The organism is Alteromonas sp. BL110, assembly GCF_003443615.1.
GTDB lineage: Bacteria > Pseudomonadota > Gammaproteobacteria > Enterobacterales > Alteromonadaceae > Alteromonas.
On sequence record NZ_CP031967.1, the window covers coordinates 2,864,764 to 2,889,583 of the forward strand.

General features: G+C 44.0%; 22 protein-coding genes. 14 read left to right on the forward strand and 8 right to left on the reverse strand.

Going from position 1 to position 24,820, the window contains the following annotated elements; all coding sequences use genetic code 11:
• Positions 1 to 88: 88 nt before the first annotated feature.
• The 4 genes from thrA to ung all read left to right on the forward strand — a co-directional run bounded on the left by thrA (position 89) and on the right by ung (position 5,756).
• Positions 89 to 2,554, forward strand: a complete 2,466-nt coding sequence (gene thrA, locus D1814_RS12370) for a bifunctional aspartate kinase/homoserine dehydrogenase I (RefSeq protein ID WP_118492689.1) — start codon at positions 89 to 91, stop codon at positions 2,552 to 2,554.
• Between the two features lie 147 nt (positions 2,555 to 2,701).
• Positions 2,702 to 3,646 carry a homoserine kinase gene (thrB, locus tag D1814_RS12375; protein ID WP_118492691.1) on the forward strand — a complete coding sequence of 315 codons (945 nt, stop codon included), beginning with the start codon at positions 2,702 to 2,704 and terminating at the stop codon, positions 3,644 to 3,646.
• 155 nt (positions 3,647 to 3,801) lie between these two features.
• Positions 3,802 to 5,085, forward strand: a complete 1,284-nt coding sequence (gene thrC, locus D1814_RS12380; RefSeq protein WP_118492693.1) for a threonine synthase — start codon at positions 3,802 to 3,804, stop codon at positions 5,083 to 5,085.
• Complete coding sequence (gene ung, locus D1814_RS12385) at positions 5,085 to 5,756, forward strand: uracil-DNA glycosylase (RefSeq protein WP_118492695.1); 672 nt, start codon at positions 5,085 to 5,087, stop codon at positions 5,754 to 5,756. Before thrC ends, ung begins: the two co-directional genes overlap by 1 nt.
• 88 nt (positions 5,757 to 5,844) lie before the next feature.
• Here the strand turns inward: ung and D1814_RS12390 are convergent, their stop codons facing one another.
• From D1814_RS12390 to tal, 3 genes are all read right to left on the reverse strand, one after another.
• Complete coding sequence (locus D1814_RS12390; RefSeq protein ID WP_081765847.1) at positions 5,845 to 6,021, reverse strand: DUF3545 family protein; 177 nt, start codon at positions 6,019 to 6,021, stop codon at positions 5,845 to 5,847.
• Between the two features lie 362 nt (positions 6,022 to 6,383).
• Positions 6,384 to 8,033: a glucose-6-phosphate isomerase gene (gene pgi, locus D1814_RS12395; protein WP_118492697.1), complete on the reverse strand. Its 1,650-nt coding sequence runs from the start codon at positions 8,031 to 8,033 to the stop codon at positions 6,384 to 6,386.
• Between the two features lie 15 nt (positions 8,034 to 8,048).
• The gene (gene tal, locus D1814_RS12400) at positions 8,049 to 9,008 is read right to left on the reverse strand and encodes a transaldolase (RefSeq protein WP_118492699.1); all 960 of its coding nucleotides are present in this window, start codon (positions 9,006 to 9,008) and stop codon (positions 8,049 to 8,051) included.
• Positions 9,009 to 9,393: 385 nt separating this feature from the next.
• On the opposite strand from tal, the gene yaaA reads away from it, so the two are divergent.
• From yaaA to D1814_RS12420, 3 genes are all read left to right on the forward strand, one after another.
• Positions 9,394 to 10,170 (forward strand): peroxide stress protein YaaA, encoded by a 777-nt coding sequence (gene yaaA / locus D1814_RS12410; protein ID WP_118492701.1) that lies wholly within the window; start codon positions 9,394 to 9,396, stop codon positions 10,168 to 10,170.
• A 503-nt stretch (positions 10,171 to 10,673) separates the two neighbouring features.
• Positions 10,674 to 12,116 (forward strand): hypothetical protein, encoded by a 1,443-nt coding sequence (locus D1814_RS12415; RefSeq protein ID WP_118492703.1) that lies wholly within the window; start codon positions 10,674 to 10,676, stop codon positions 12,114 to 12,116.
• A 175-nt stretch (positions 12,117 to 12,291) separates the two neighbouring features.
• Positions 12,292 to 12,645, forward strand: a complete 354-nt coding sequence (locus tag D1814_RS12420) for an RNA recognition motif domain-containing protein (RefSeq protein ID WP_118492705.1) — start codon at positions 12,292 to 12,294, stop codon at positions 12,643 to 12,645.
• A gap of 61 nt (positions 12,646 to 12,706) precedes the next feature.
• On the opposite strand, the gene D1814_RS12425 is transcribed toward D1814_RS12420, so the two are convergent.
• Positions 12,707 to 13,966, reverse strand: coding sequence for an MFS transporter (locus D1814_RS12425; RefSeq protein ID WP_118492707.1), 1,260 nt, complete (start codon positions 13,964 to 13,966; stop codon positions 12,707 to 12,709).
• A 541-nt stretch (positions 13,967 to 14,507) separates the two neighbouring features.
• Between D1814_RS12425 and D1814_RS12430 the strand changes: the two genes are divergently transcribed.
• From D1814_RS12430 to D1814_RS12440, 3 genes are read left to right on the forward strand one after another with little or no spacing between them, the layout of a single operon-like run.
• Positions 14,508 to 15,035, forward strand: coding sequence for a helix-turn-helix transcriptional regulator (locus D1814_RS12430; protein WP_118492709.1), 528 nt, complete (start codon positions 14,508 to 14,510; stop codon positions 15,033 to 15,035).
• Positions 15,032 to 15,754 carry an AzlC family ABC transporter permease gene (locus tag D1814_RS12435; RefSeq protein ID WP_118492711.1) on the forward strand — a complete coding sequence of 241 codons (723 nt, stop codon included), beginning with the start codon at positions 15,032 to 15,034 and terminating at the stop codon, positions 15,752 to 15,754. The genes D1814_RS12430 and D1814_RS12435 overlap by 4 nt, the downstream gene beginning before the upstream one ends.
• Positions 15,744 to 16,091 (forward strand): AzlD domain-containing protein, encoded by a 348-nt coding sequence (locus D1814_RS12440; RefSeq protein ID WP_118492713.1) that lies wholly within the window; start codon positions 15,744 to 15,746, stop codon positions 16,089 to 16,091. Before D1814_RS12435 ends, D1814_RS12440 begins: the two co-directional genes overlap by 11 nt.
• A gap of 36 nt (positions 16,092 to 16,127) precedes the next feature.
• Here the strand turns inward: D1814_RS12440 and D1814_RS12445 are convergent, their stop codons facing one another.
• Together D1814_RS12445 and msrA are read right to left on the reverse strand one after the other, a co-directional pair.
• Positions 16,128 to 16,649 (reverse strand): DUF421 domain-containing protein, encoded by a 522-nt coding sequence (locus D1814_RS12445; protein WP_118492715.1) that lies wholly within the window; start codon positions 16,647 to 16,649, stop codon positions 16,128 to 16,130.
• A gap of 93 nt (positions 16,650 to 16,742) precedes the next feature.
• Entirely contained in the window at positions 16,743 to 17,345 is a 603-nt protein-coding gene (msrA, locus tag D1814_RS12450; RefSeq protein ID WP_118492717.1) for a peptide-methionine (S)-S-oxide reductase MsrA, read from the reverse strand.
• A gap of 573 nt (positions 17,346 to 17,918) precedes the next feature.
• On the opposite strand from msrA, the gene D1814_RS12455 reads away from it, so the two are divergent.
• Positions 17,919 to 18,353, forward strand: coding sequence for an OsmC family protein (locus tag D1814_RS12455; RefSeq protein ID WP_118492719.1), 435 nt, complete (start codon positions 17,919 to 17,921; stop codon positions 18,351 to 18,353).
• Positions 18,354 to 18,464: 111 nt separating this feature from the next.
• Here the strand turns inward: D1814_RS12455 and sodC are convergent, their stop codons facing one another.
• Positions 18,465 to 19,007: a superoxide dismutase family protein gene (gene sodC / locus D1814_RS12460; protein ID WP_118492721.1), complete on the reverse strand. Its 543-nt coding sequence runs from the start codon at positions 19,005 to 19,007 to the stop codon at positions 18,465 to 18,467.
• A gap of 356 nt (positions 19,008 to 19,363) precedes the next feature.
• Here sodC and D1814_RS12465 point away from each other — a divergent pair, with 356 nt between their 5' ends.
• From D1814_RS12465 to D1814_RS12475, 3 genes are all read left to right on the forward strand, one after another.
• Complete coding sequence (locus tag D1814_RS12465) at positions 19,364 to 20,005, forward strand: glutathione S-transferase family protein (protein ID WP_118492723.1); 642 nt, start codon at positions 19,364 to 19,366, stop codon at positions 20,003 to 20,005.
• 279 nt (positions 20,006 to 20,284) lie between these two features.
• Positions 20,285 to 22,129 (forward strand): DUF885 domain-containing protein, encoded by a 1,845-nt coding sequence (locus tag D1814_RS12470; RefSeq protein WP_118492726.1) that lies wholly within the window; start codon positions 20,285 to 20,287, stop codon positions 22,127 to 22,129.
• Positions 22,130 to 22,291: 162 nt separating this feature from the next.
• Positions 22,292 to 22,627: a VOC family protein gene (locus tag D1814_RS12475; protein ID WP_118492729.1), complete on the forward strand. Its 336-nt coding sequence runs from the start codon at positions 22,292 to 22,294 to the stop codon at positions 22,625 to 22,627.
• Here the strand turns inward: D1814_RS12475 and D1814_RS12480 are convergent.
• Positions 22,624 to 24,714, reverse strand: coding sequence for an NADPH-dependent 2,4-dienoyl-CoA reductase (locus D1814_RS12480; RefSeq protein ID WP_118492731.1), 2,091 nt, complete (start codon positions 24,712 to 24,714; stop codon positions 22,624 to 22,626). The two genes, D1814_RS12475 and D1814_RS12480, sit on opposite strands and share 4 nt — an antisense overlap.
• Positions 24,715 to 24,820: the final 106 nt, after the last annotated feature.

Here is a 24,820-nt window from a genome sequence, read left to right on the forward strand (position 1 = left end):
GTAAGCAAAAGACAACGAAAGCCCGCCTAACACAGAGCGGGCTTTTTTTTACACACGTTTTAGCATGCGTAACCTTAAGGAGCAGCATATGAAAGTCTTAAAGTTTGGGGGTTCTTCTCTAGCCGATGCACCGCGATACATGCGCGTTATGGAAATTAGCACGGCAACCCACCAAACCGACGGTGCTGCGGTTGTACTTTCTGCCCCAAAGGGGGTAACGAACGCGCTTTCACTACTTTGTGAACAAGCAGCCGCGGGTGAAGATTTCCAGCCATTATTCGATAAGTTGAACGACACGGTTACCGGCATTGCCAACGACCTGAATGATGAGTTCGACGGGTTTGAGCACACAAGTGTGGTGGAATTTATCAATAGTCAGTTGTCAGTATTGAAGCAGCACCTTGAAGGCATTAAATTGCTAGGCGTTGCGCCAGATAATGTTGCTGCTGGTATTCTTAGCATTGGCGAATACATCTCAGTGACGCTTTTTAGCGCTATGCTATCGGCTAAAGGGATCGCAAATCGCGTTATCGACCCGGTTAAATATGTACTTGCCGAGGGTGATTACCTAGACAGTATTGCCGACGTTTCACTAAGTAAAGCGCGTTTTTCAGATGTGCCTACCGATGGCAGTGAGTTTTTGGTTATGCCTGGGTTTGTTGCCGTTAACGAAGCAGGCGAAAAAGTAACCCTAGGACGCAATGGCTCTGACTATTCAGCGGCTATTTTGGCGGCCTGCATTGACGCAAGCTGTTGTGAAATATGGACAGACGTAGACGGTGTTTACAACGCTGACCCGAACCAAGTAGAAGGTGCGGTACTGCTAGATAAACTTACTTATCAAGAAGCGATGGAGTTGTCTTATTTCGGCGCAAAAGTGCTTCACCCCAAAACTATCGGTCCTATCGCCCAGCACCACATTCCTTGCTTAATTAGAAATACGTTAAACCCGGCAGCGCCTGGTACGCTAATCAGTAATGAAAAAAGCGAAGTGTGGACGTCGGTTAAAGGTATTTCACAGCTTGATAATGTCACTATGTTCAACGTGGCAGGCCCAGGTCTTAAAGGCATGGTGGGCATGGCGAGTCGTGTGTTTGAGGTGATGTCTAACGCCAATATTTCAATTAGCCTTATTACTCAATCATCTTCGGAATACTCAATTAGTTTCTGTATTCAAAGCAAAGACGCCAGCCGCGCATTAACGCTACTTGAAGATGCCTTCGCACTAGAGCTTCAAAACCAATTGTTAGACCCTATCGAAGTGCGTCATGACCTAGCCATTGTTACCTTAGTGGGCGATGGCATGCGTCAGACTAAAGGGTTGGCAGCGCGTTTCTTTAACTCGCTTGCCCAAGCACGAGTAAACAATGTTGCTATTGCTCAGGGCTCTTCAGAGCGTTCTATTTCAACAGTAATCGAAAGTAAGCGTGCCAAGAAAGCGGTTAAGGTTATTCACCAGAATTTTTTCTCTGATCGCCATACCATAGACGTATTCCTAGTAGGGTGTGGCAATGTAGGAACCGAACTGCTTGGCCAAATTCAAAAGCAGCAGCCGGCACTTTTAAAACGCAATATTCAGCTGCGCGTTTATGGTATTGCTAATAGCCGTAAATTGCTGTTGAACAGCCAAGGTATTGATTTAAGCAGCGATTGGAATGCGGCACTTGATTCTGCAAGTGAAGGCTTGAGTGTAGAGCGTCTGCATCAGTTTGCGAACGATAACAGTTTGGTCAACCCAGTCATTGTTGATTGTACTAGCCATGAAGCCATCGCTAATCAGTACGTTGATATGATGGAAAGCGGCTTCCATGTAGTAACGCCTAACAAAAAGGCGAATACTTCCGCTATGGCTTATTACCGTAAGCTGCGTAAAACGGCACTTACTACAAACCGTCAATACCTTTATGAGACGACAGTGGGCGCGGGTCTTCCTGTTATCGACAATCTACAAAAACTATTCAGCGCAGGTGATGTGCTGCATCGTTTTGAAGGTATACTTTCAGGTAGCCTATCTTATGTATTCGGTAAACTTGAAGAAGGCATGAGTTTGTCTCAAGCTACACAAACCGCCAAAGACAACGGTTTTACAGAGCCAGATCCTCGGGACGACTTAAGCGGTATGGATGTAGCGCGTAAGCTACTTATTATGGCCCGTGAAGCCGATTTAGAGCTTGAGCTTTCTGATATAGGGATTGAGTCGGTACTGCCTGCGGGATTTGCAGAAGACTGTTCTATCGACGAATTTATGCAGCAGCTACCTAAGTTAGATGCTGCGATGAATGAAAAAGTTGAGACGGCTAAGGCCGAAGGTAAAGTGCTTCGTTATATTGGCAGCATTGAAGATGGAAAGTGCAAAGTTAGTGTACAGGCCGTACCTGCTAGTAATCCGCTTTCTCAGGTGAAAGACGGTGAGAATGCGCTGGCGATTAATAGTGACTACTATAGCCCAATTCCTTACGTAATCAGAGGGTATGGTGCAGGTGGTACAGTTACCGCTGCAGGGGTATTTGCCGACATTTTACGTACTATGCCGTGGAAACAGATGGCTCATTAACATCTAGTGAACGTTTATCGTGCTTAGCTCTATCAATAAGTAGTTGAAGTAAAAACGCAAACGTGCGACCAAGGTCAGTGAGTTTATTGCGCCCATTTATGGGACTAAAGTATTGAGCTATGTTGCAAGCGAAGTAAGAGAAATTATATGAAAGCATTCAAGGCCTTTGCGCCGGCATCAATTGGGAATGTAAGCTTAGGCTTCGACGTACTTGGCGCGGCCCTTGCGCCGATTGACGGCACCAAGCTAGGTGACGAAGTAGAAATTAAAGCGGCTGAATCATTTTCATTGGAAACGGTGGGGCGCTTTGCCCACAAACTTCCAGGTGATGCAGATAGCAATATTGTCACCAAGTGCTACCACTATTTTTGTGAGCAGATGGAAAAAGCGGGAAAGCCAACGTCTCCAGTTGCACTAACGCTACATAAAAACCTACCTATTGGTAGTGGTTTAGGTTCAAGCGCAAGTTCTATTGTGGCAGCGTTTGCGGCACTCAATGCTTACTTCGATACGCCATTTGATGAAGATACGCTACTTATTATGATGGGTGAGCTAGAAGGACAAATAAGCGGTAGTATTCACTACGATAACGTAGCGCCTTGTTACTTAGGTGGCATGACTTTGATGACAGGTAGCGACGCGCCGGTCACACTGTCTTTACCTCTTAACGATGATTGGTACTATGCAGTGTGCTATTCGGGCATTAGCGTATCAACAGCGGCTGCTCGCGATATCCTACCTAAGCAAGTGGATATGGCGACAGCACTAACATTCGGACGTCAGTTAGGAGTGTTTGTTCATGCCTTGCATGCGGGTAACTTTGATTTGGCGGCGTCGGTAATGAAAGATGTTATAGCCGAGCCTTACAGAAAATCGTTACTGCCAGGTTTTGATGAAGCACGTGCGTTTAGCGAGCAAGCCGGAGCACTAGCTTTTGGTATTTCGGGCTCAGGACCAACGGTATTTGCTGTATGTCCAAGCAAGGCGCAAGCGGAAGAAGTCGCAGCATATTTAACTGAAAAATACATTCAAAACGAAGATGGCTTTAGCCATGTGTGCCAAATACCAAGCCAAGGTACTATTATTTCTTAAAGGACATGATTTCTTAAAGGCATATGGTTTCTTAAAGGTACATGACTTCTTAAAAGCACATGATTTCTCAAAGTCATAGTAACCTATAAAAGCGCAGTGGTTTTTTAAAAGATTAAAAGGGCAGCATATCTGCCCAACTATAAAGGTAACAGCAAGTGGAATTGGTAAATTTAAAAGATTCATCGGACACAGCAAATTTTGCCGAAGCCGTTAAGCGTGGCTTAGGTAAAAACCAAGGGCTTTATTTTCCAGAGCATATTCCTACTCTAGATAATATTGACGAATTGTTGGAAAAACCGTTTGTCGAGCGCAGTATTGACGTGCTGCGCGCACTTATTGGCGATGAGCTGAACAATGGTGAATTAGAAGAGATTGTTCAAACCGCGTTTGCATTTGGTGCGCCGGTTGAGCAGGTTAATGACAATGTCTATAGCCTAGAGCTGTTCCACGGTCCAACGCTGGCGTTTAAAGATTTCGGCGGCCGCTTCATGGCGCAAACTCTCTCACGTATCAGCGAAGGCAAGCCAGTAACTATTTTAACCGCAACATCAGGTGATACAGGTGCCGCGGTTGCTCACGCGTTCCATGGTATCGATAACATCAACGTGGTTATCTTGTTCCCTAAAGGCAAGATCAGCGCGTTGCAAGAAAAACTATTCACCACGCTAGGCGGCAATATTCATACTGTTGCAGTAGAGTCTGACTTTGATGCATGCCAATCGTTGGTTAAAACTGCATTTGACGATCCTGATGTACGCGAGGGTCTTCACTTAAACTCAGCAAATTCAATTAATATCAGCCGTTTGTTGGCGCAAGTGTGTTACTACTTTGAAGCGGTAAGTCAGCTGCCTAAAGAGAAGCGTGATCAGCTTGTTATTTCAGTACCTAGCGGTAACTTTGGTAACCTGACTGCTGGCATGATTGCTAAATCCTTAGGTCTACCTATTAAGCGTTTTATCGCGGCAACTAACCTAAACGACACTGTGCCTCGCTACCTTAAAACAGGTGAGTGGGACCCTAAAACGACCGTTGCAACTATGTCTAACGCGATGGATGTTAGTCAGCCAAATAACTGGCCTCGTATTGAGGCGCTTATAGAGCGTGGTTACATCGACAAATCGTGTCTTAAAGGTGAGATGGTAGACGAAGAGTATACTCAGCTTGCTATGCGTCAATTAGCTCAACAAGGCTATACCAGCGAGCCTCATGCCGCTATTGCCTATCGCGCGGTAAGCCATGACTTAGAAGACGGTGAAATAGGTTTGTTCTTAGGAACGGCACACCCAGCTAAGTTCAGAGAGACAGTAGAAAACGTGTTAGGTAATCCTATCAGCCTACCTAAAGCGTTGGCCGACGTAGCGGGAGAAGACAGCTTAGCGGTGGACTTACCCGCGTCTTACGATGCTCTTAAACAACATATGATGGACTTGCTTAAGTAATGACATCATCGGCTTTAACATGGCAAAGCACGCTAGGTGATGAAAAGCAAAAAGACTATTTTGTTGGATTGCTTGAGCGGGTGAAAAACGCTCGTGTAGCGGGTAGTGTTATTTACCCGCCTCAGTCTGACGTATTTAACGCACTTAAATACACACCGCTTGATAAGGTTAAAGTCGTGATATTGGGGCAAGACCCCTATCACGGACCTAATCAAGCACACGGGCTATGTTTTTCAGTAAAAGCGGGCGTTAAGACCCCTCCATCTCTGAAGAACATGTACAAAGAATTGTCAGCCGATATAGACGGTTTTAGCGAGCCTAATCACGGCACGCTTACGTCCTGGACAGAACAAGGCGTACTTTTACTCAATACCGTGCTAACGGTAGAACAGGGGAAGGCGCATAGCCATGCTAAATGGGGATGGGAAACCTTCACCGATAAGGTTATCGATGTCGTCAATACGCACTGCCACAACGTTGTATTTCTTTTGTGGGGGAGTCACGCGCAAAAGAAAGGTAAGCACATAGACCGTGAAAAACACCACGTCTTACATGCACCTCATCCATCTCCGCTTTCAGCGCACAGAGGCTTTTTAGGTTGTAAACACTTCAGCCAAACCAATCAATACCTGATTGAAAAGGGCAAAGCACCTATCAATTGGCAGGTATAGTATTTGTTCACACGCTAAGCTTACGTATGAAGCATTTACAGCACGCTAGAAAGTAAAAAGGCCGCCTGTGTAACAGGCGGCCTTCGTTTTATCTTTCCAGTGTTTCTAGCTCGTACTCGAAACCACAGTCGAGTTCGGCAAGTTCTTTTTCTAAAGCGTACCTATCGCGTAGCGCTTCGATTTCTCTCCACTTACGTTTTTTACTTTTGGTTTTTGCTGGGCTTGCTTCGATGTCTAACATGGCAAATAGATCTGATTTATCCACTGGGATCTCCTTTTTATACCACTACAACTAATACAGAGTTTTTTGTTTTTAATTCCCTCTGTACAATTTTGTATCACAGCCGCCACTAAAATAAAATAGTTTAATTTACCTTTTATTAACAAATTGTGACGATATGATGACAAGGGTAAGGAAAGTTCAGTGTGTTCAAAGCGTAAACAAAACCTGTATCTAATTGAATCTATTTGTTTTATTAGTAAACAATAATACAGTGCTACGGATATCAAAAATGTCTGTCGTATACTTGATAAACACCGCAACAAAAAACGGCTAGCTCCCGAGAAAGCTAGCCGTTCAGTTTGTTATTTGCACCAGGTGGGTGATTTTAAATCACCTCGAGTTCCTTATTTTGGTGCATTCGCTGCCCTGAATTTAGCAATCAATTGTTGTGTTGAAGCGTCGAAATTATCTTTGTCTGCTTCGCCTTGAATGCCAGCAAGTACTTGGTTTCCTAGTACTTTACCTAACTCTACGCCCCATTGGTCGAATGAGTTAAGGTTCCAGATAACACCCTGAACGAATACCTTATGCTCATACATTGCAACCAGCGCGCCAAGTGTTTTAGGTGTAAGGCTATCGAATAAGAAAGTGTTGCTAGGCTTATTACCAGGCATAGTCTTATGGGCAGCCAAACGTTTGCGTTCTGCGTCGTCTAGGCCTTTACCATCAAGATCTGCATAACATTCTTCAAAGGTTTTACCTTGCATCAGCGCCTGGGTTTGACCAAAACAGTTAGACGCGAGCATAGCGTGATGGGTGTCGTCTTGGTTAGGAACGTTAAGCGGCAGCATGAAGTCTGCTGGTATCACGCCAGAGCCTTGGTGAATAAGCTGGTGGAAGCTGTGCTGACCGTTTGTTCCTTCGCTACCCCAGATAATAGGGCCAGTAGGATAGTCTACATTTTCACCTTCTTGAGTGACTTCCTTACCATTACTTTCCATATCTAACTGCTGTACATAAGCAGGTAAACCACGAAGATAGTGGTAATAAGGCAGTAGTACATGAGATTGTGCATCGAAAAAGTTTCTGTACCATACGCCTAACAATGCAAGCAATACAGGCATGTTTTCTTCAAGCGGTGCCGTCGTGAAATGGGTATCCATTTCAAATGCACCTTCAAGCAAGCCTTTAAAGTTTGCAAAGCCCAGAGCAAGTGAAATAGGCAGGCCGATAGCTGACCATAGTGAGTAACGACCGCCTACCCAATCCCACATAGGGAAAATGTTATCGGCGCTAATACCAAATTCGGTTGCTGCCTTAACGTTTGAAGATACTGCTACAAAGTGCTTAGCGATATCTTCTTGTGTACCGCCAGACTTCAAGAACCAGTCTTTAGCCGTTAGCGTGTTCTGCAGCGTCTCTTGAGTAGAGAATGACTTCGATGACATAACCACAAGGGTTTCTTCAAAATCAACGCTAGATAACACATCGTGAATGTGACAGCCGTCAACGTTTGCAACAAAGTGAACCTTAACCGCTTCAACCGTGTGAGGTTTTAACGCCTCGGTCATAATTTTAGGGCCAAGGAACGAACCACCAATACCAATCGCTACAATGTGCTTAATAGGTTTGCCAGTATAGCCTTTGTGTTCACCACTGTGGATTGAGGCAGTGAAGGCTTCAATTTTTTCAAGGGTGGCGTGTACTTCAGGCATGACGTCTTCGCCGTCTACCATTACTTTGCGGTCAGAGAAGTTACGAAGTGCGGTGTGAAGCACAGCGCGGCCTTCTGTTGAGTTAATCTGCTCACCAGAAAACATAGCGTCACGAAGGGTTTCTAGTTTGCATGCGCGAGCAAGATCGAAAAGCCCTTTAAGCGCATCGTCATTTACGCGATTTTTTGAGTAATCAAGGAAAATACCGCAGGCTTCAAGCTGCATGTTATCCGCACGGCTTGGATCTTGCGCAAACCAGTCGCGCATGTGGGCATCTTTTACCGCTGAAGCGAGTTCAGACAGCTTTTTCCATTCCGGAAGAGAAGTTAAAACACTCATTGTCTAATCAGTTCCTTATGCACTTAGTTTTTCGCGAAGCATGGTCTCAAGCTTTTCTTGGTCAGCAGCGAAGTTGCGAATGCCTTCTGATAGCTTTTCCGTTGCCATCGCATCTTCGTTCATTGCCCAGCGGAACTCACTTTCTGTTAGACGGTCGCCTGGCGTTTTTGTCGCGCCATGGTCTTTTAGCTTAACTTCTAGTTCACCTGGCTCGTTGACTAGTTCTTCAAGTAGTGCAGGGCTGATAGTTAGACGGTCACAGCCAGCTAGAGCTTGAATTTCACCGATATTGCGGAAGCTCGCGCCCATTACAACCGTTTTGTAGCCGTGCTCTTTGTAGTAGTTGTAAATTTTGGTCACTGATACTACGCCTGGGTCTTCATCTGGTGCGTAAGATTCAGTGCCAGTGGCCTTTTTGTACCAGTCTAGAATACGGCCTACGAATGGAGAGATAAGGTAAACGCCTGCTTCTGCACATGCTTGCGCTTGAGCGAAACTGAATAGCAGAGTTAGGTTGCACTGAATACCTTTTTTCTCTAGTGCTTCAGCAGCTTGAATACCTTCCCACGTAGACGCAATTTTAATAAGAATGCGTGACTTATCGATACCTGCATCTTTATATAGCTGTACCAAGCGCTCCGCTTTTTCAATTGTTGCAGCAGTATCAAACGATAGGCGCGCGTCTACTTCTGTTGAAATACGGCCAGGGATGGTCGCAGAAATTTCTTTACCAATGGCGACTGCTAACTTATCTGAAGCATCAGTTAACTGCTGCTCAGCATCGTTTGACTGAAGTTTTGCCCACGCTACAGCGTCATCAATTAGGCTTGCATACTGAGGAAGACCTGCTGCTTTTAGCAGTAGCGACGGGTTGGTAGTAGCGTCAACCGGCTGATATTTCTTGATGGCATCGATGTCGCCGGTATCGGCAACTACGGTAGTGATATCACGTAATGAAGCTAACTGATTGCTCATAATTCTCTCTGTACTTTATCAATAATAAATTTGGACAACTCGCTAGAAAAGCCAGTTGAATAAAACGATACGCTTGCGCGTTTTTGTAGGATATTGCGCTTGCGTTTTCTCTCTGTTTACTTAGCTTGTAAAAAACAAACTAAGCTAAGTCGAAAATAGCGCTTTGGTTTTCAAGAAGCACTCATAAGCCGCGCATCAAGGTTATTGTTTGAATATTTTTTGTAACCCTATTTATATCAAACCCGTGTGACAATTCATACATTGAATAATGACAAATTCACTAATCGGATTTCTCTGTTAAGCCAATTTGTGTCTTTCTTATGCTATTTTGCTTTTTAATGCGTATCAGGTGGTACAATAAGTGCGTGAAAGTAAAGGAGTCGAAATGTTAGTTGTAGTATCCCCAGCAAAAAACCTAGATTTTGAAAGTCAAATTCCAGTAAGTGAGTTTACTCAACCTGCAATGCTTGAGGACACTGAACGTTTGATGGAAGTTTGCCGCACTTTATCTCCGGCAGACTTGTCATCGCTAATGAAAATAAGTGATAAACTGGCAACCTTAAATGCAAACCGTTTTGCTGAATTTTCTACACCGTTCACACCAGAGAATGCGCGTCAGGCGATGTATGCGTTTAATGGCGATGTTTATACCGGGCTTGATGCTTACTCGCTAGACAGCGACACCGTAGAATACGCACAAAAACACCTTCGTATTTTGTCCGGTCTATATGGACTGCTTAGACCCCTAGATTTAATGCAGGCTTATCGCCTAGAAATGGGGACTAAACTGGCGAACCCTGAGGGTAAAGACTTGTACGCGTTTTGGGATGATCGTATTACCTATGTACTAAACAAGGCGTTGGAAGCGCAGGGTGATAATGTGTTAATCAACCTTGCTTCAAATGAATATTTTAAAGCAGTAAAGAAGAAGTCTTTAGACGGCATGATCATTACGCCAACCTTTAAAGACTACAAAAACGGTCAGTATAAAATTATCAGCTTTTTCGCAAAGAAAGCCCGTGGCTTAATGGCGCGCTACATTCTTGAAAATCGTGTTGAAGATGTAGATGGCTTGAAAAACTTCGATGTAGACGGCTATCAATTTAGCGAAGAGCAAAGCTCATCAACAGAACTAGTGTTTCTGCGTAATCAAGAAAGTTAATAATGCTTCTCGCTTAGTATTGACTAAACATTTTTGACAAGTGTTAACAACGGCCATTGTTGTTAATTAGAAAAACTATTTCTTAATACGTTGCCTTCGTACTGCTGCGGTGGCGACGTAAAATGGCGTTCCAATGTATTCAATTTGAAACAAGCCTTTGCCTGATATTGTTTTTGATAGGTCAAGTTATTGCCATTTACATTGATAGATAAATAGCTGAACTAAGTTCCAATGCTTAGCCTTCTAGTTTCAAATTAATCAAAATTATTATGACAAGAGAAATTTTGAGTTTATAAGCTTTTATTATATAAGACTTTTGGGTAGAATTTTAGCGCTGATGTAACAGTCGTACAGTCAAACTGTCTTACCCTCCCTCACGGTAAGTTCACAAGGAAGTTATCAAATATAGTCTTATACTATTTACCTCCCCCATTGTTCCTGCACAAACTTTTACTCACAAACTAAACGCTAATAAAAAATTATTACTCTTTAGGTCTTATATTTTGAAAAATCATCTTTTAGCGGGCATAGTCGCGATAACGACGTTGTCTAGCTGTAGTTCTACACCACCAATAAATGAAGAAGCAACTAAACAGGTACAGCAAAAATTAGATAAAATTGTATTGCATGGTTATCTAATTCGGGAACAAGATAAATTCTTGTTGGGACCCCATCTTTCGAGCGAAAAAAGTGCTAGCAGTGATATGCTGTCAATAGATAGTTGGCATTTTAATGGGAAGACACTATTCCCTTTATTTGATTCTGAAAGGTTTGAATGCTCGTTAGCTGAAGACAATTGTGAGCGATATGAAAATATTGATTCGCCTTTTCTTAAAGTAAATGGCACAGACAGCGATTATGGTGACACCTACAAGAAACGGGTTGCCGATGGAAAAAAACCAGGAATATCTGCGGGTGAAGTAGCAATGACGGGAGTAGCTACAGTTATTGTAGGACCGGCAGTTGCTTTAGTTGGAGGTCCTCTCATATTGTTGGGGGGGACTGCCAATTTAATAAGTCACGGCTCAGTTTGGAGTCACAACTGGGTTGAATTTGACCATGACACCTTTTACGCAGAAACCGTGACAGCTATAACTGCCAAACATGGTTCTTTAGAAAACTACATTGACTATATGGCATCGGCGAGTACCGCATTTGAAGAGCTAACGGAAAAAAGAACATCGTTAGCAAATGAATGGCAGCAGAATTATCTTATAAAAAGTGAAGCTATTAGCAAGTATCAGCCATTGACGCTAAGCGAGATAGATACGTTTAATTTCAGTATTCCCGCTTATGGCGATATTGGTTCGGTTATCACAAGAATTAATTTAGAGATGGACGATTTCTTTGCCAGTTCCAGTTTAGCTTTAGAAAAAGAATATGAAACACTTCTAGTAAAAGCTAAAGCACACTATGTAAAGCATCAAAAGGAAGCCTTCGCTTCAGCTAAATCATCTTCGTCTATGAGGCAGTTTATCAATAGGTACGCAGGTTTAGATGAAGCGGGTTTGTTGGAGAGTGCAAAAAAGAAACTTAATTCGTTAACCGAAAAAGAACAGGAAATAGCTTTTAATAAAATTAGAACAGTGCACGACGCGCGAGTTTTCATACATACTTACGGTAGGAATGATGTAGCTAATTTAGTCCCTAATGTAAAAGCTAAGATTGAAAAGTGGGAGCTTCGTATTAAGAATGAAAAAATAGAGAAGCGAAGAGTTGCTCTTGCGAAGTTAGAAAAATGGCGAGAACAATTACAAGTTGGAGATCTCACATTTTGTGGTAGAGTCATTCAAGCGAAATATCCTATGATTCAAATTGCATTAAGCAATCCCCTCCAAGGTTTTTCAGACACGATTTGGTTGGAAAAAGACGATGTTTTCGAGGCCTGGAGTGGCTGTAATAATAGAAATAATCAGCTGTCTCCGTTGAACCACCCTCTGAGTTAGACATAACGATTAAGAGCCTATGCACCAAGTATAGGTTCTTATTTCGTTCCTTTAAAAAGAATTCTCACTAAACGTGAAATCTCTGTGGGCGACGCAGAGCGATAATCACTATCATACTTACCACTGCATGCTACAATACGCTCATTATCACTCATCCACACAATAGGGCATAACCTTGAGCATATTAGTCCGTAATTTACCTAAAATATTCACTCAGGAAAATCTTGAAGACCTGTTTTTTGAGTTTGGCACTATAGCGTCATGCGACTTGGTGATGGATGAAGCATCGGGTTTATCTAAAGGCTTCGGCTTCGTTAAAATGAGTACCCAAGAAGAAACCGATAAAGCGATTGAAGCGCTTAACGCCAAAGTTATCGAAGGTAAAAAGATTCGTGTTAAGTGGTCTAATCAAGAGAAGAAACAAGCAGCAGCAATAGACGACGCACCCGCGCCTAAAAGAGACATACCCGAAGATGTATGGGGAATGGCCTCTCGTAATAATTCTGAACACGAAAACGATGCGGAGTAATGCTGCAGAACATGTAACGATGTAGCGCTGACAACCAAGATTGTCAGCGCTGAATGTTTATTTACCCAGATACGGTCGCTGTTTGTACTTGAGTATTGCGAGCAGTCATAACTATGGCTAGCCATACCAACACGCCACCACCGGCTAATGCCAAACCTACCCAGCCTGTGGATGTATAACCAAATCCTGCAGAAAGCGTCATTCCTGCTAACCAAGGCCCTAGCGCGTTGGCGGTATTGAATGCTGCATGATTCATAGCACCCGCTAAGGTTTGTGCCTCGCCAGCTACGTCCATCAATCTGGTCTGAAGTGGTACTACCATACCGCCGCCAATGCCAATAAAAAACAGTGAGGCCGCCATCAGGTAAGGATTACCCATAGACGCGGCGTAAGCGGCTGCAGATAAACCGAGTAGAACCTGAAAGACGATGGCTGAGGTTAGCAGTCTGCCTTCAGAATAACGCCCAGCGATAATGTTGCCGAGGGTTACGCCAATGCCATAGATAAGCAAGGTTGCTGAGATTCCCCATTCAGGTGCTGAGGTTGTGTTTAAGTATGAGGCGCTAAAATAAGAGTACACCGAGAACATACCACCAAAGCCTATAGCGCCCATAAGTAGAACCAGTAGCACATCTTTGTTTCTTAGCGCTTTAAGCTCAGTTAATGGTTTGGCATCTGGATTTGGTCCGCGGTAGGGGGCAGTTTTCCACACCATTAATGCGGTAATTAAGGCAAAGGCTGAAATCATAAAGAAACCGGTTCTCCACCCGAACATTTGCCCGATGCCGCTAATTGATGGAACACCTATTATATTAGCGATGGCTAAGCCCAAAATGATGTTACTGACTGCTTGTGCACGCTTGTTCTTTCCGGCAATGTCAGCGGCGAAAAGCATTGCAATACCGAAATAAGCGCCGTGTGGAAGGCCAGCAATAAAGCGAGCTATATTCATTGTCCATTCTGACCATGCTAGTGCTGTTAGCAAGTTTCCTGCAGCATAAAAGACCATCATTGAAATAAGCATGGTACGTCGTGCAAGGCGAGAAAAGAAAATAGTGATAAGTGGTGCGCCTACGACAACGCCAATGGCATAGGCACTAATCGCATGGCCCGCAACGTTTTCCGTAATACTAAAATCTTCCGCAAAGTATGGCAGTAAACCCATTGCCGCAAATTCGCTGCAACCTATTACGAAAGTACCGAAAGCTAGCCAGAACGTAATCGTTGCCAGTGAATATTCTCCTGTCGCTGACTTTTCTTCCGAGCGGGATCGATAAGACGCAGTCTGAGTAGAAGTGATGTCGTCAGTTTTATTCGCCATAAACTACCTTTGTTCCTTCATTTCTCACCATTCAAACGTTTGCTTGCTGCTTGAGCATGGCGCAATTGCACAAGGTTAGAATACAAAAACCGGCAAATGGTATGTCTGCCGGTTTTCTATTTTTAAAAGCTAATGTTTTGGCTATTCAGATAAGGCCAAAAGCCTCAAGCTTGTGCAATTTTCGTTCATTAATAAGCTAAGATCTTAGCAGCGAATGACTATTTAGTAACGGTAGCTGATAAGATTTCTTAATCATTTCAGCGCTTTAAATGTAGTGTGTTTGTTAATGGTTTGATTCACGTCATTTTCTCAGTGATACACATGAGTGCTAACTCAATACTAAAGTGATTGTTTTCTGAGCGTAAAAGTCCTCAACATCTGTCATTTTTACTCAGCTAACTATTAACATTTTATGCAAGGCTAGCTGACATAGCCGGTTTTATCTTTCAACGATTATTCATGTCAAAAAACAAATTTCTTGACTTTACTTCGTTCTATATATAGAACGTTCTGTAAATAGAACAAAATAGTTTGGCGACGTGTGAATCAATCCACCCTCAATATTTTAGGTAGGCATCTGCAGAAACTTAGGCAAGATAAAGGTGTCTCGCTTTCTCAACTAGCCGCAGGGGCGGGTATCGCCAAATCTAATCTCTCTAGGCTAGAGCAGGGCAACGGCAATCCTACGTTAGATACAATTTGGCGATTGGCAAAACAACTAGACGTGCCCTTCGGTCAGCTCGTTCAGCCCCTTAGTACAAGCGTTGGAGAGAATGGGGTAGAAGTGCGCCTTATTGAACAAGGGCAGGGTGTACCCAATGTTGATGCTTACTGGATGTCGGTCGCACCTAATACACTGCGAGAAGCCGAGGCTCACGCGACTGGAACAAAGGAAGCCATTACGGTAATAAGCGGTTCCTTAGAAGCTGGAAATATTGGTAGTACTCAACTATTGCTCCCCGGCCAAAGTACCGACTTTAGGGCTGATTTACCTCACGTCTACAAAACGCAGGATGGCTGGGCAACCTGCCTTATTACTATCGTTTATCACAAAGAGGCAACGGAATGAGCCAAATTTCTTCAAAAAGCGGGCTTAAGCAGGGGATTATAGATGGGTTACCCTTGCTAGGAGGTTATATCCCGGTTGCTATTTCATTTGGCGTGATCGCTATTCAAGCTGGCTTTTCAACATTAGAAGCAACACTGATCTCTGTGTTCATTTACGCCGGCGCGTCGCAGTTTCTTCTAGTTGCCATGGTGGCTTCAGGTGCACCCCTTTGGCTAGCGGTGTGTATGACGTTATTAGTTAATGTACGTCATGTGGTTTACGCGCCCAACTTAGTGCCTTACTTACCACAGAGTAAGGCGTGGCCCTATTTAATGCATGGGCTTACCGACCAAATTTTTGCGCTAGCCCATACCCGTTTACCCTCTATGGAAGACGCAAAGAAAGTTGATTGGTTTAAAGGTGTTTCAATGGTGGCATGGTTTAGTTGGATTCTAGGTACAGCACTGGGAGGTATAGCGGGAAATTCGCTTACCCAGAAGTGGCCTGTTTTAGATAGTGTAATGCCGTTTGCCTTACCAGCCTTGTTTCTTGTTCTATTAGCGCCAAAGTTTTCCAGTAAACAATGGGTGGTTACCTTATTGGTCACTATCTCTATCGCTCTTTTCATTGCGCTTAGTAGTTTCAAAAATGCGGCTATACCTTTAGCTGCATTATTTGGTGCACTTACATTTTATGTTCTTACCTCCCATGTTGGAAGGAAACCGTCTCATGCAAACTGATATTTGGGTGGCAATTATCGTAGCGGCTATAGGGACCTATGCATTGCGTGTTGCTCCTTTGTTATGGACACAGCGACACTTCAATAAACACAAAGCCAACAATTCCGAAGCGCGCTTGCCTACCTGGTTGAGTGTGTTGGGGCCATTAATGATAGCCGCTATGTTGGGGGCTTCGCTTGTTCCTAAAGCTCCGTCAGCATCTAGTTGGATTGCCACATGTGTTGCAACAGCCATAACAATACTTGTTTGGCGTAAAACCAAGACATTGGGCATACCTGTCTTTGCGGGCGTCACCGTTTTTGGCGTAATATATTGGTGCGCCTTACATGTTCTATAGATATAACGCGGGCTAAATGGAAAAGTTTATTGGTAGTTAGCCTTTTACGCTTTTTGTACCTTCTAGCAAGGCCTCTGAGCAGTGCTCGCCATGTAGCACCGAGATGTCACCGGTGGTTTCCAGGACTACCGCCCTAACTTCATCTAGATTTAATACGTTAGCCTCCCGAAGCTTGGCTAGCAAATCACTTCGCGCCACTCGGGTTTCTTTGAGGGCATCATCAATAATTTTGCCGTTTCTCATTAAAATAACCGGCGTGTTTTGCATTATCGCTTCAATTTGGTCGGATTTTCTACGTAGATTGGCAGTGATCGACTGCACGATAAACAAGGCTGCCATTGCAATCATGGCTTGAGTAAAAGCTATCCAGTTAGTAGTTTGTGAAGCACTGGCAAGCAATGAGCCCACTGCTACCGTCATGACAAAGTCAAAGTTTGTCATCTTTGAAAAAGAACGTAAGCCGTTAATACGCACCAATAATACTACCCATATCATTGCCATCACGGTAAGAAAAAGGCCTCTACATAACAAGTCGAGTGTGGGGCTAGCGCTAAACATTTAACCAATATCCGTTTATTTACGTAGATTATTAACAATACGTTGAGCTGAAGCGTTAAGATTTGTGCTTAGCCAAACTCGCTGTGCGTTATTTTATTCCCCCATGGCTTTGTCGCCCCAGATTTCTTTTAAGCGCTGGTCGCGACCACAATTCCAGCGGTAGAACTTATAGCGGACGGGACTTTTCTTATAGAAATCTTGGTGACCTATTTCATCACCTTTAATTGGATAAAAAGTAGAAGCATCAAGTATTGGCGTCACCACGTCTTTATTCGGAAACTGGGAGATTACGTCAGCTTTTGTTTTTTCGGCGATAGCACGTTCTTTATCGTCCGCAACAAAAATAGCGCTTAGGTAGCTGGGACCTTTGTCGCAAAATTGCCCTCTGTCATCAAATGGGTCAATATTCACCCAAAAATGATCGAGTATATCCTCATAAGAAAGCACTTCGCCGTCATAAGTAATCTTTACGGCTTCATAATGCCCTTTATGATTGCCGTTGTAGGTAGGGTTTGGTGCACTTCCACCAGTAAATCCAGAGACTACGTCGGTTACGCCTTCTAATTTTTCAAAGTCAGATTCCATACACCAAAAGCAGCCTCCAGCTAAAATTGCTTCATCGGCATTTGTAGATGGTGTAAATACCGCGGCACTCAAAGTTGCGCCGAACAACACAGCGGTGATTGTAGATTTCATCTTGTACCTTTTACGTTTTGACAGAGCGATATCGCAGTGCGCTATGTCTAAATTTTTCTGCTAAGTATTTCAACTCACAAAGTGAGACTATGTTAATGAATCTATACGAGTATTAGATAAAGAACGGTTTAGGCTGCAATAAATTTCATCGCAGTCTGATGGATCACTTTTTCCTCGCTTAGGAAAAGCGGAAGCTTAGCTAGCCATTAACAGTATCGCACTAGAATTAAAAACAATTGATGCCAAAAGAGGGTAAGTAAAATTTTCATCAGACCCTGTAGCCTGCTTTCACTAGTAGCAAAGTTACTTGCATCTGATGTTGCCCATCTGCTCTGTAGCCCTGCCACGACAGGGACAGGAGTAAGAGCCTTTCGGTCGGCAGAGCACTTGCATTACAGGAATTACGTGTGAGTTAAAATACGTGACAACTTGTGATCTCACTTAGTGAGGCAGTTCAGCTTTGCTTAACGCTAATCAAACACCGCTTTACTTCGTGCGCTAGGTTGTCGGTTTTTCCGCTCTCTAAGAGGGCTCGGCTTCAATTTATTTAAGTAGAAAAGTAAGGAAGATAATATGTCTATAGTAAAATCAGGTAGTGCAGCTTATAAGCCGTTAGGTAAAAAAGGAAAGGGCAGTATTTCTACGGAAACAGGCGCTTTGTCCAATCAGCCTTATGGCTTCAACACGCGCTTTGAAGATGAAAAAGGGACTAACCCCGAAGAATTAATTGGTGCGGCCCATGCGAGCTGCTTCACCATGGCGCTTTCTTTTGCCTTGTCTGATGCAGGGTATGAAGACGGTGAATTGAATACAACGGCTAAAATCAGCCTAGATAAGAGCGATGACGGATTCGAAATTACTCAGTCGGCATTGACGTTAGACGCTGAAGTTGACGGGATCACCGAAGACGAGTTCGAGAAAATAGCCCAAGAAGCAAAGGAGAACTGTCCAGTGTCTCAACTTCTTAATGCCAATATTACCTTAGAATACCGATTGAATAAGGGTTAGCAATTTCAATAAAAAAGCTCACATTGCTGAAAAACCATGCGAACTTTTTTGAAAACAACGGAACAAAAAAAGAGCGGCTTAACAAAGCCGCTCTTTTATATTAACTATGATTTATTTGCTAATTACACCACAAGCCACGCGTTTGCCACCGCCGCCGAGCTTTTTAGGGGAATCAGAATAGTTATCGCCGCCTGCATGAATCATTAGCGCGCGACCTTCAATATCTTCCAGCTCAAGTTCTGGCGCGAAAATTGGCTGAGTAGCCTCACCTTCTTCATTTACATAAAGCACGGGAAGATCGCCTTCATGACCGCGCTCAGACCACGGAGCTCTGTGTTTATCGGTATTTTCTGGGTCAAAATGACCGCCGGCTGCGCCACCTAACACCTTTTTGCCATCCTTCATTGCAGGGGAGCAATCTCCATTTTGATGAACGTGGAAGCCATGGGTTCCCCGCGTCAACCCTGACAGCTTAGGTGTGAATACCACGCCGTCATCATCGTGACTACTCACCATAACTGTACCAATAGTATTCCCAGTTTCTAAGTTTTTCATCACCACTTCTTTCCCTTCTTCGTGATGGCCGGCAAAACTCCCAGCACTTAGGACCAAAGAAATTGAGCCTGCTAAAGTAGTAAATAAACGCTTCTTCATAGTATTCTCCTTCACTAAATTAATGATTCGTTTTCGAGCAACTACGAAGTTAAACAGCATAAAATAAACCAGTTCGAGCGAAGTCAAAGAAAAGGTGCCGCAGACCTTACTAATGTGAGCTTTAGGTCATACATAGTTTTCAGTTCTCAAAAAAATCCCCCACGTTGGGTGCAAGACTTATAGCGTTCCTGTGAAAAAGTTACCCAATGTATTTCTATATTCTTTTTCTAGGTTTAATGAATTGAATGCGGATAAGCTTGAAGTAGCGCGGTAAAACTCGGTAACAATATGGTAGTGGCACTTTATTCCTATTCGACTTACAGTTAGCCCACATTCAGTTTTTATAGGATATTGTCATGTATACACTTTACGGTTATCCGAAGACCCGCTCAGTTCGCGTGGCATGGGCTTTAGAGGAGCTAGGCTTACCTTTTGAATACAAGTTGATTGACCTAAAACGAGGGCTGCACCTGTCAGAGGAATACAAATCCATAAGCCCGGCAGCAAAAATTCCAGTGCTAGCGACACCCGAAGGTACCTTGACCGAGTCCGCTGCTATTGTCACGTTTTTAGCTGAAAAACACGGCATGCACGAATTTATTCCAGAGTCCGGCAGTTTCGAGCGTGCAAAATATGAAGAAATGATGATGTTTCTTACCAGTGAATTAGAGCAGCCCATTTGGAATTTGGCAAAACACACCTTTGCCCTGCCAAAAGAGCAGAGGCTCGAACCAATGCGCAAAATAGCGGAATGGGAATTTAAGCGAGTATTGCCGGTTTTCTCCTCTATGCTTGGCGACAAAGAATTTGCGTGCGGCGGCCTGTTTACCATGACCGACGTGATAGCAGGTCATATTTTGGCGTGGGCGAAAGGCAGTAAACTCGATATCACGCTAGACGGTAAAACAGAAAATGTAGGGGCTTACGCGAAACGTGTATTGGGTCGTGAAGCCTATGAAAGAGCATGGCGACAAGAGATGGCTCATTTACCTGAATAATTACTTACAGAGCCTGACATCCCTGGGCTGGTTTGACGTGGTGCTAATTACACGCCTGGCCGAGTGTGCATTAGATTACAATTCATCAAATATAAATTTTATATTAAGTACCCGGTTCAGGTCCCAATAATCGAAGCAGTTTGCTACGTCATTGTAGGGCAAAAACATATAACGACAGCGCCGCTGTTATAAAAGCTGACCTAAAAGCAGAAGATAAGGCTGATACAGAAGCTTGCGTAACACTAGCGGCGAGACAATAAAACAAGAAGGTAATCACAAATGAAATCATTTAAAACACTACTCGTCAGTAGTGCAGTAACTATGGCACTGGGCCTTAGCTCAGCGGTAACCCATGCACACAATCACGCAGATATGCAGAGTTCACCAAAAAGTGAATCAGTGACAGAAAAAATGTCTGAGCACGAAAAACTTTTTGCGCTATTTGCCGCTGCAGATCAGCGCAATATCGAGCTTAACCCGATAATGGCTATATTCCGTGGCGATATGCGTTACGCAGACAGAATGGGCGACTTCTTAACAGACTCTCACGCCTTAGCGGGAAAAACAGCGACATTGCTGAATTTATCTGAGCTTAAACAAATTGACCGCAGTAAGCTAAGCGACACCGATAAACTCGCTTACGACGTATTCGCATACAACCAAGAGCGCTCGCTAGAAATGTCGAGCGATGAAATTGAAGCCCTTACAGAAGTACGTCCTGTGAATCACTTTAGAGGGTTTCATACTTTCTATCCAACATTTGCGAGCGGAAAGGGCGCAGCCCCATTCAAAACAATTGAAGATTACGACAATAACCTATCTCGCCACAAAGATTATATTGCTATTTCTGACCGCGCTATAGGCAAATTTCGCGAAGGCATGGAAAGTGGCGTGCTGGAAACTAAGTTAACCATCGACCGTGTCATCAAGCAGTTAGATACTCAACTGGCTATCCCTATCAAAGAGTCACAATTTTGGGGGCCAATTACCATGTTCCCAGAAAGTTTCTCTGATGAGGAAAAAGCCCGCTTAACCGCTGACTACGAGAAAGCGACGCAAGAGATTTACGATGCAACCACACGCATGCGCGACTTCCTGCGCGACGAGTATTTTCCCGTTGCTCGTGGAAGCGTTGGCCTTAGCGATATGAAAGGTGGTGCAAAGCTTTATCAATTGATGGTGGAAGGTTCAACGACGCTGCCAATGACCCCTGATGAACTGCACAATCTTGGTTTAAAAGAAGTTAAGCGTATCAAAAATGATATGCTTGAAATTAAAGACGAAGTAAAGTTTGAAGGAACATTAAACGAGTTCTTCGACTATGTACGCACCGATCCTAAATTCAAGCCTGAAAGCCGTGAGGCACTAACCCAGAGCTATTATGATATTGGTCGTGAAGTGGATGAGAAAATTGATCAATACTTTTCTCTACTGCCAAAATCTGAATTAGAAATAAAACCTTACGACCCTGCTATCGAGCAATTTAGTGCGGGTGGCTCCTATCAACCGGGCACGCCAGATGGCTCTCGCCCTGGTACTTTTTACTTTAATGCCTACGACTTGCCTAGCCGTTTAACTACAGGCAACGTTACATTGTATCTTCACGAAGGCGCTCCCGGCCACCATTTCCAGGTAAGCCTTGCGCAAGAAAATGAAGCGCTACCCTCTTTCATGCGCTTTAGCTTCCTACCAGCCTTCGGTGAAGGTTGGGCACTGTATTCTGAAACGCTAGGGTATGAAATGGGTTTCTTTGATGACCCATGGAACCGTTACGGCACGCTTCAGGATGAACAGCTGCGCGCCATGCGTTTGGTGGTAGATACAGGTATTCATGCCAAAGGTTGGAGCCGTGAACAAGCTATCGATTTTATGCTCGAAAACTCAGGTATGACTCGCACAGAAGTCGTGGCAGAGGTAGAGCGTTATATTGCTATACCGTCGCAAGCACTGTCTTACAAAGTTGGCGCGCTTAAAATTCAAGAACTGCGCGCTCGCGCAGAGAAAGCACTAGGCGACGATTTCGATATTCGTGAGTTCCACGCACAAGTATTAAATACGGGTGGTATTCCACTTGCCATTCTTGAACAAAAAATTGACCGCTGGATAGCTAGCCAAAAAAGTTAGTGAAAAGCGACAAATTAAGTAGAACTTAATACACAATAAAGCCAGTAAGTTTAAGACCTTGCTGGCTTTTTTCGTTTTTGCGACCAATAGCAGTGATATTGACGAATAGCTTCACTAGAGTAGTAATTGTACAATTTTTCTAAAGGTTTGAAGGAGCGCAAGGTGGAGTTAGGGTTATTTTCATTAAGTTTAACGGTCAAAGATATTAATAAATCGAAAGCCTTCTACGAAGCATTAGGCTTTGAAGCTATGCCTTCATGTGGCTCGGTGGAAGACAAATGGTTAATGATGAAAAACGGCAACACCATGATTGGCTTATTCGAAGGTATGTTTGAAGACAACATTATGACCTTTAACCCCAGCGATGTTAGAACACTTCAGGCTAGCTTAGTTGAACAAGACATTGCATTAGATGTACCCGTGAAAGGCGATAGCGGCCCAGGGCACTTTATCGTAAAGGACCCAGATGGCAACGCTATCATGTTTGATCAGTTTTAAATTCGCGCTGCCAGTTCTGCGCCTTGGCGAATAGCACGCTTGGCATCGAGTTCTGCCGCGACGTCAGCACCACCGATAATATGTACGGTTAAGCCTGCATCTTCTAGAGGTTGCTGCAGAGGTTTAAAGGGCTCTTGGCCTGCACATACAATAACATTATCGACAGGCAGCACCTTAGGCGTGTCGTTAATGAGTACGTGCAGCCCTTCGTCGTCCACTTTCTCGTAGGAAACGCCATTTATCATTTGAACGTTGTGGTGCTTCAATGACTGCCTGTGGATCCAGCCCGTTGTTTTACCTAGACCTTTGCCCACCTTTGAAGTCCTACGTTGTAGCAAATACACCTCGCGTTCAGAGGGCTCGATAGCTTTTTCTTTAAGTGCGCCAGGTGCCGAATAATTTTTATCGATACCCCAATGGGCTAGCCATTTGTCTTTGTCGTTAGCTAGATGTTCGTGTTCAACCAAGAACTCTGCTACGTCGAAGCCAATACCGCCAGCACCTACAATGGCTACTTTTTTACCCACTGGTTTGTGGTCGCGCAATACGTCTAAATAACTCATCACTTTAGGGTGGTCGTGACCTTCAATAGAAAGTTTACGTGGATTGATGCCTGTTGCTAGCACCACTTCATCAAACCCCTCATCGACGAGGCTCTCTGTGTTCACTTCGGTGTTAAGGTGAACCGTAACGCCAACCCGCGCTAGCTGATTGTCGAAGTAACGCAGGGTTTCATAAAACTCTTCTTTACCCGGCACTTGCTTGGCGTAATTAAATTGACCGCCAATTTCACTGGCTTTATCAAATAAATGCACGTCGTGCCCTCGCTCAGCAGCATACATTGAAAATGCCAATCCAGCTGGACCTGCACCTATTACCGCTAGCTTTTTCTTGTTTTGCGTTGGTGTAAAGGTAAGTTCGGTTTCATAGCACGCTTGTGGATTTACTAAGCAACTTGCACGCTTTTGTTCAAACGCATGGTCTAGGCAGGCCTGATTACAGGCAATACACGTGTTTATAAGTTTAGATTCATTGCGCATGGCCTTGGCTACAAAGTGTGCGTCAGCCAAGAAAGGTCGCGCCATCGATACTATATCAGCATGGCCTTGTGCGAGAACCGATTCTGCAACTTCAGGTGTATTAATACGGTTAGTGGTGATAAGAGGAATATTCACCTCTTTTTTCATGCGTTCGGTTATCCAAGTAAACGCTGCACGAGGTACAGATGTGGAAATAGTCGGTACTCGCGCTTCGTGCCAACCAATGCCAGTATTAATTAGCGTAGCGCCTGCTTTTTCAATTTCTCTAGCCAAGTACACGACTTCATCCCACTTAGCGCCGCCTTCAACTAAATCCAGCATAGACAAACGATAAATAATAATGAAGTTAGTACCTACTTTCGCGCGTACACCTTTAACTATGTCAATTGCTAAGCGGGCTCGGTTTTCTAGACTGCCGCCCCATTCATCATTTCGATGATTGGTGCGCTCACAGAAAAACTGGTTTATGAGGTAGCCTTCCGAACCCATAATCTCCACACCGTCGTAACCTGCTTTCTGAGCCAGACTGGCGCATTTGACGTAGTCTTTAATTGTGCTTCTTACACCGCGCGAGGACAGTTCACGAGGCTTAAAAGGGGTAATGGGCGACTTCATGGGGGAAGCGGAAACAGCAAGCGGGTGATAACCATAGCGACCCGAATGCAGTATTTGCATACAAATTTTACCGTCTTCTTTATGTACAGCATCGGTAATAACACGGTGCTTCTTGGCGTGACGAGAGCGCGTCATTCTGCCAGCGAAGGGCGCTACCCAACCTGAAATGTTAGGGCTAATACCGCCAGTCACAATAAGCCCTGCACCGCCTTTGGCACGCTCGGCATAAAAAGCTGCCAGTTTATCAAAGCCGCCTTTTTCCTCTTCTAAACCTAAATGCATTGAGCCCATCAAGGTACGGTTGCGAAATGAAGTAAAACCCAAATCCAATGGGGCTAATAGGTTAGGGAAGAAAGGTGACTGCTGTTTTGCGTTATTGGCAGAATGGGTCGCGGTGGTCTGAGGTGCAGACTGAGACGAGGGCGTATTCATATTTATTCTCTATTTTTTGCTATGAAGGCAGCTAGCATGTTGCTTAGCAACTAAAGTGAGTCGAAACCAAATTTAATCGCACATCAACAAGCTTCAGTATCTAATG

Excerpts from the sequence above, each read along its gene's own strand:
- thrA (WP_118492689.1), top strand. The coding sequence starts at position 89 with ATGAAAGTCTTAAAGTTTGGGGGTTCTTCTCTAGCCGATGCACCGCGA.
- thrB (WP_118492691.1), top strand. The coding sequence starts at position 2,702 with ATGAAAGCATTCAAGGCCTTTGCGCCGGCATCAATTGGGAATGTAAGC.
- ung (WP_118492695.1), top strand. The coding sequence starts at position 5,085 with ATGACATCATCGGCTTTAACATGGCAAAGCACGCTAGGTGATGAAAAG.
- pgi (WP_118492697.1), bottom strand. The coding sequence starts at position 8,033 with ATGAGTGTTTTAACTTCTCTTCCGGAATGGAAAAAGCTGTCTGAACTC.
- tal (WP_118492699.1), bottom strand. The coding sequence starts at position 9,008 with ATGAGCAATCAGTTAGCTTCATTACGTGATATCACTACCGTAGTTGCC.
- yaaA (WP_118492701.1), top strand. The coding sequence starts at position 9,394 with ATGTTAGTTGTAGTATCCCCAGCAAAAAACCTAGATTTTGAAAGTCAA.
- D1814_RS12425 (WP_118492707.1), bottom strand. The coding sequence starts at position 13,966 with ATGGCGAATAAAACTGACGACATCACTTCTACTCAGACTGCGTCTTAT.
- D1814_RS12435 (WP_118492711.1), top strand. The coding sequence starts at position 15,032 with ATGAGCCAAATTTCTTCAAAAAGCGGGCTTAAGCAGGGGATTATAGAT.
- D1814_RS12440 (WP_118492713.1), top strand. The coding sequence starts at position 15,744 with ATGCAAACTGATATTTGGGTGGCAATTATCGTAGCGGCTATAGGGACC.
- D1814_RS12445 (WP_118492715.1), bottom strand. The coding sequence starts at position 16,649 with ATGTTTAGCGCTAGCCCCACACTCGACTTGTTATGTAGAGGCCTTTTT.
- msrA (WP_118492717.1), bottom strand. The coding sequence starts at position 17,345 with ATGAAATCTACAATCACCGCTGTGTTGTTCGGCGCAACTTTGAGTGCC.
- D1814_RS12455 (WP_118492719.1), top strand. The coding sequence starts at position 17,919 with ATGTCTATAGTAAAATCAGGTAGTGCAGCTTATAAGCCGTTAGGTAAA.
- sodC (WP_118492721.1), bottom strand. The coding sequence starts at position 19,007 with ATGAAGAAGCGTTTATTTACTACTTTAGCAGGCTCAATTTCTTTGGTC.
- D1814_RS12465 (WP_118492723.1), top strand. The coding sequence starts at position 19,364 with ATGTATACACTTTACGGTTATCCGAAGACCCGCTCAGTTCGCGTGGCA.
- D1814_RS12470 (WP_118492726.1), top strand. The coding sequence starts at position 20,285 with ATGAAATCATTTAAAACACTACTCGTCAGTAGTGCAGTAACTATGGCA.
- D1814_RS12480 (WP_118492731.1), bottom strand. The coding sequence starts at position 24,714 with ATGAATACGCCCTCGTCTCAGTCTGCACCTCAGACCACCGCGACCCAT.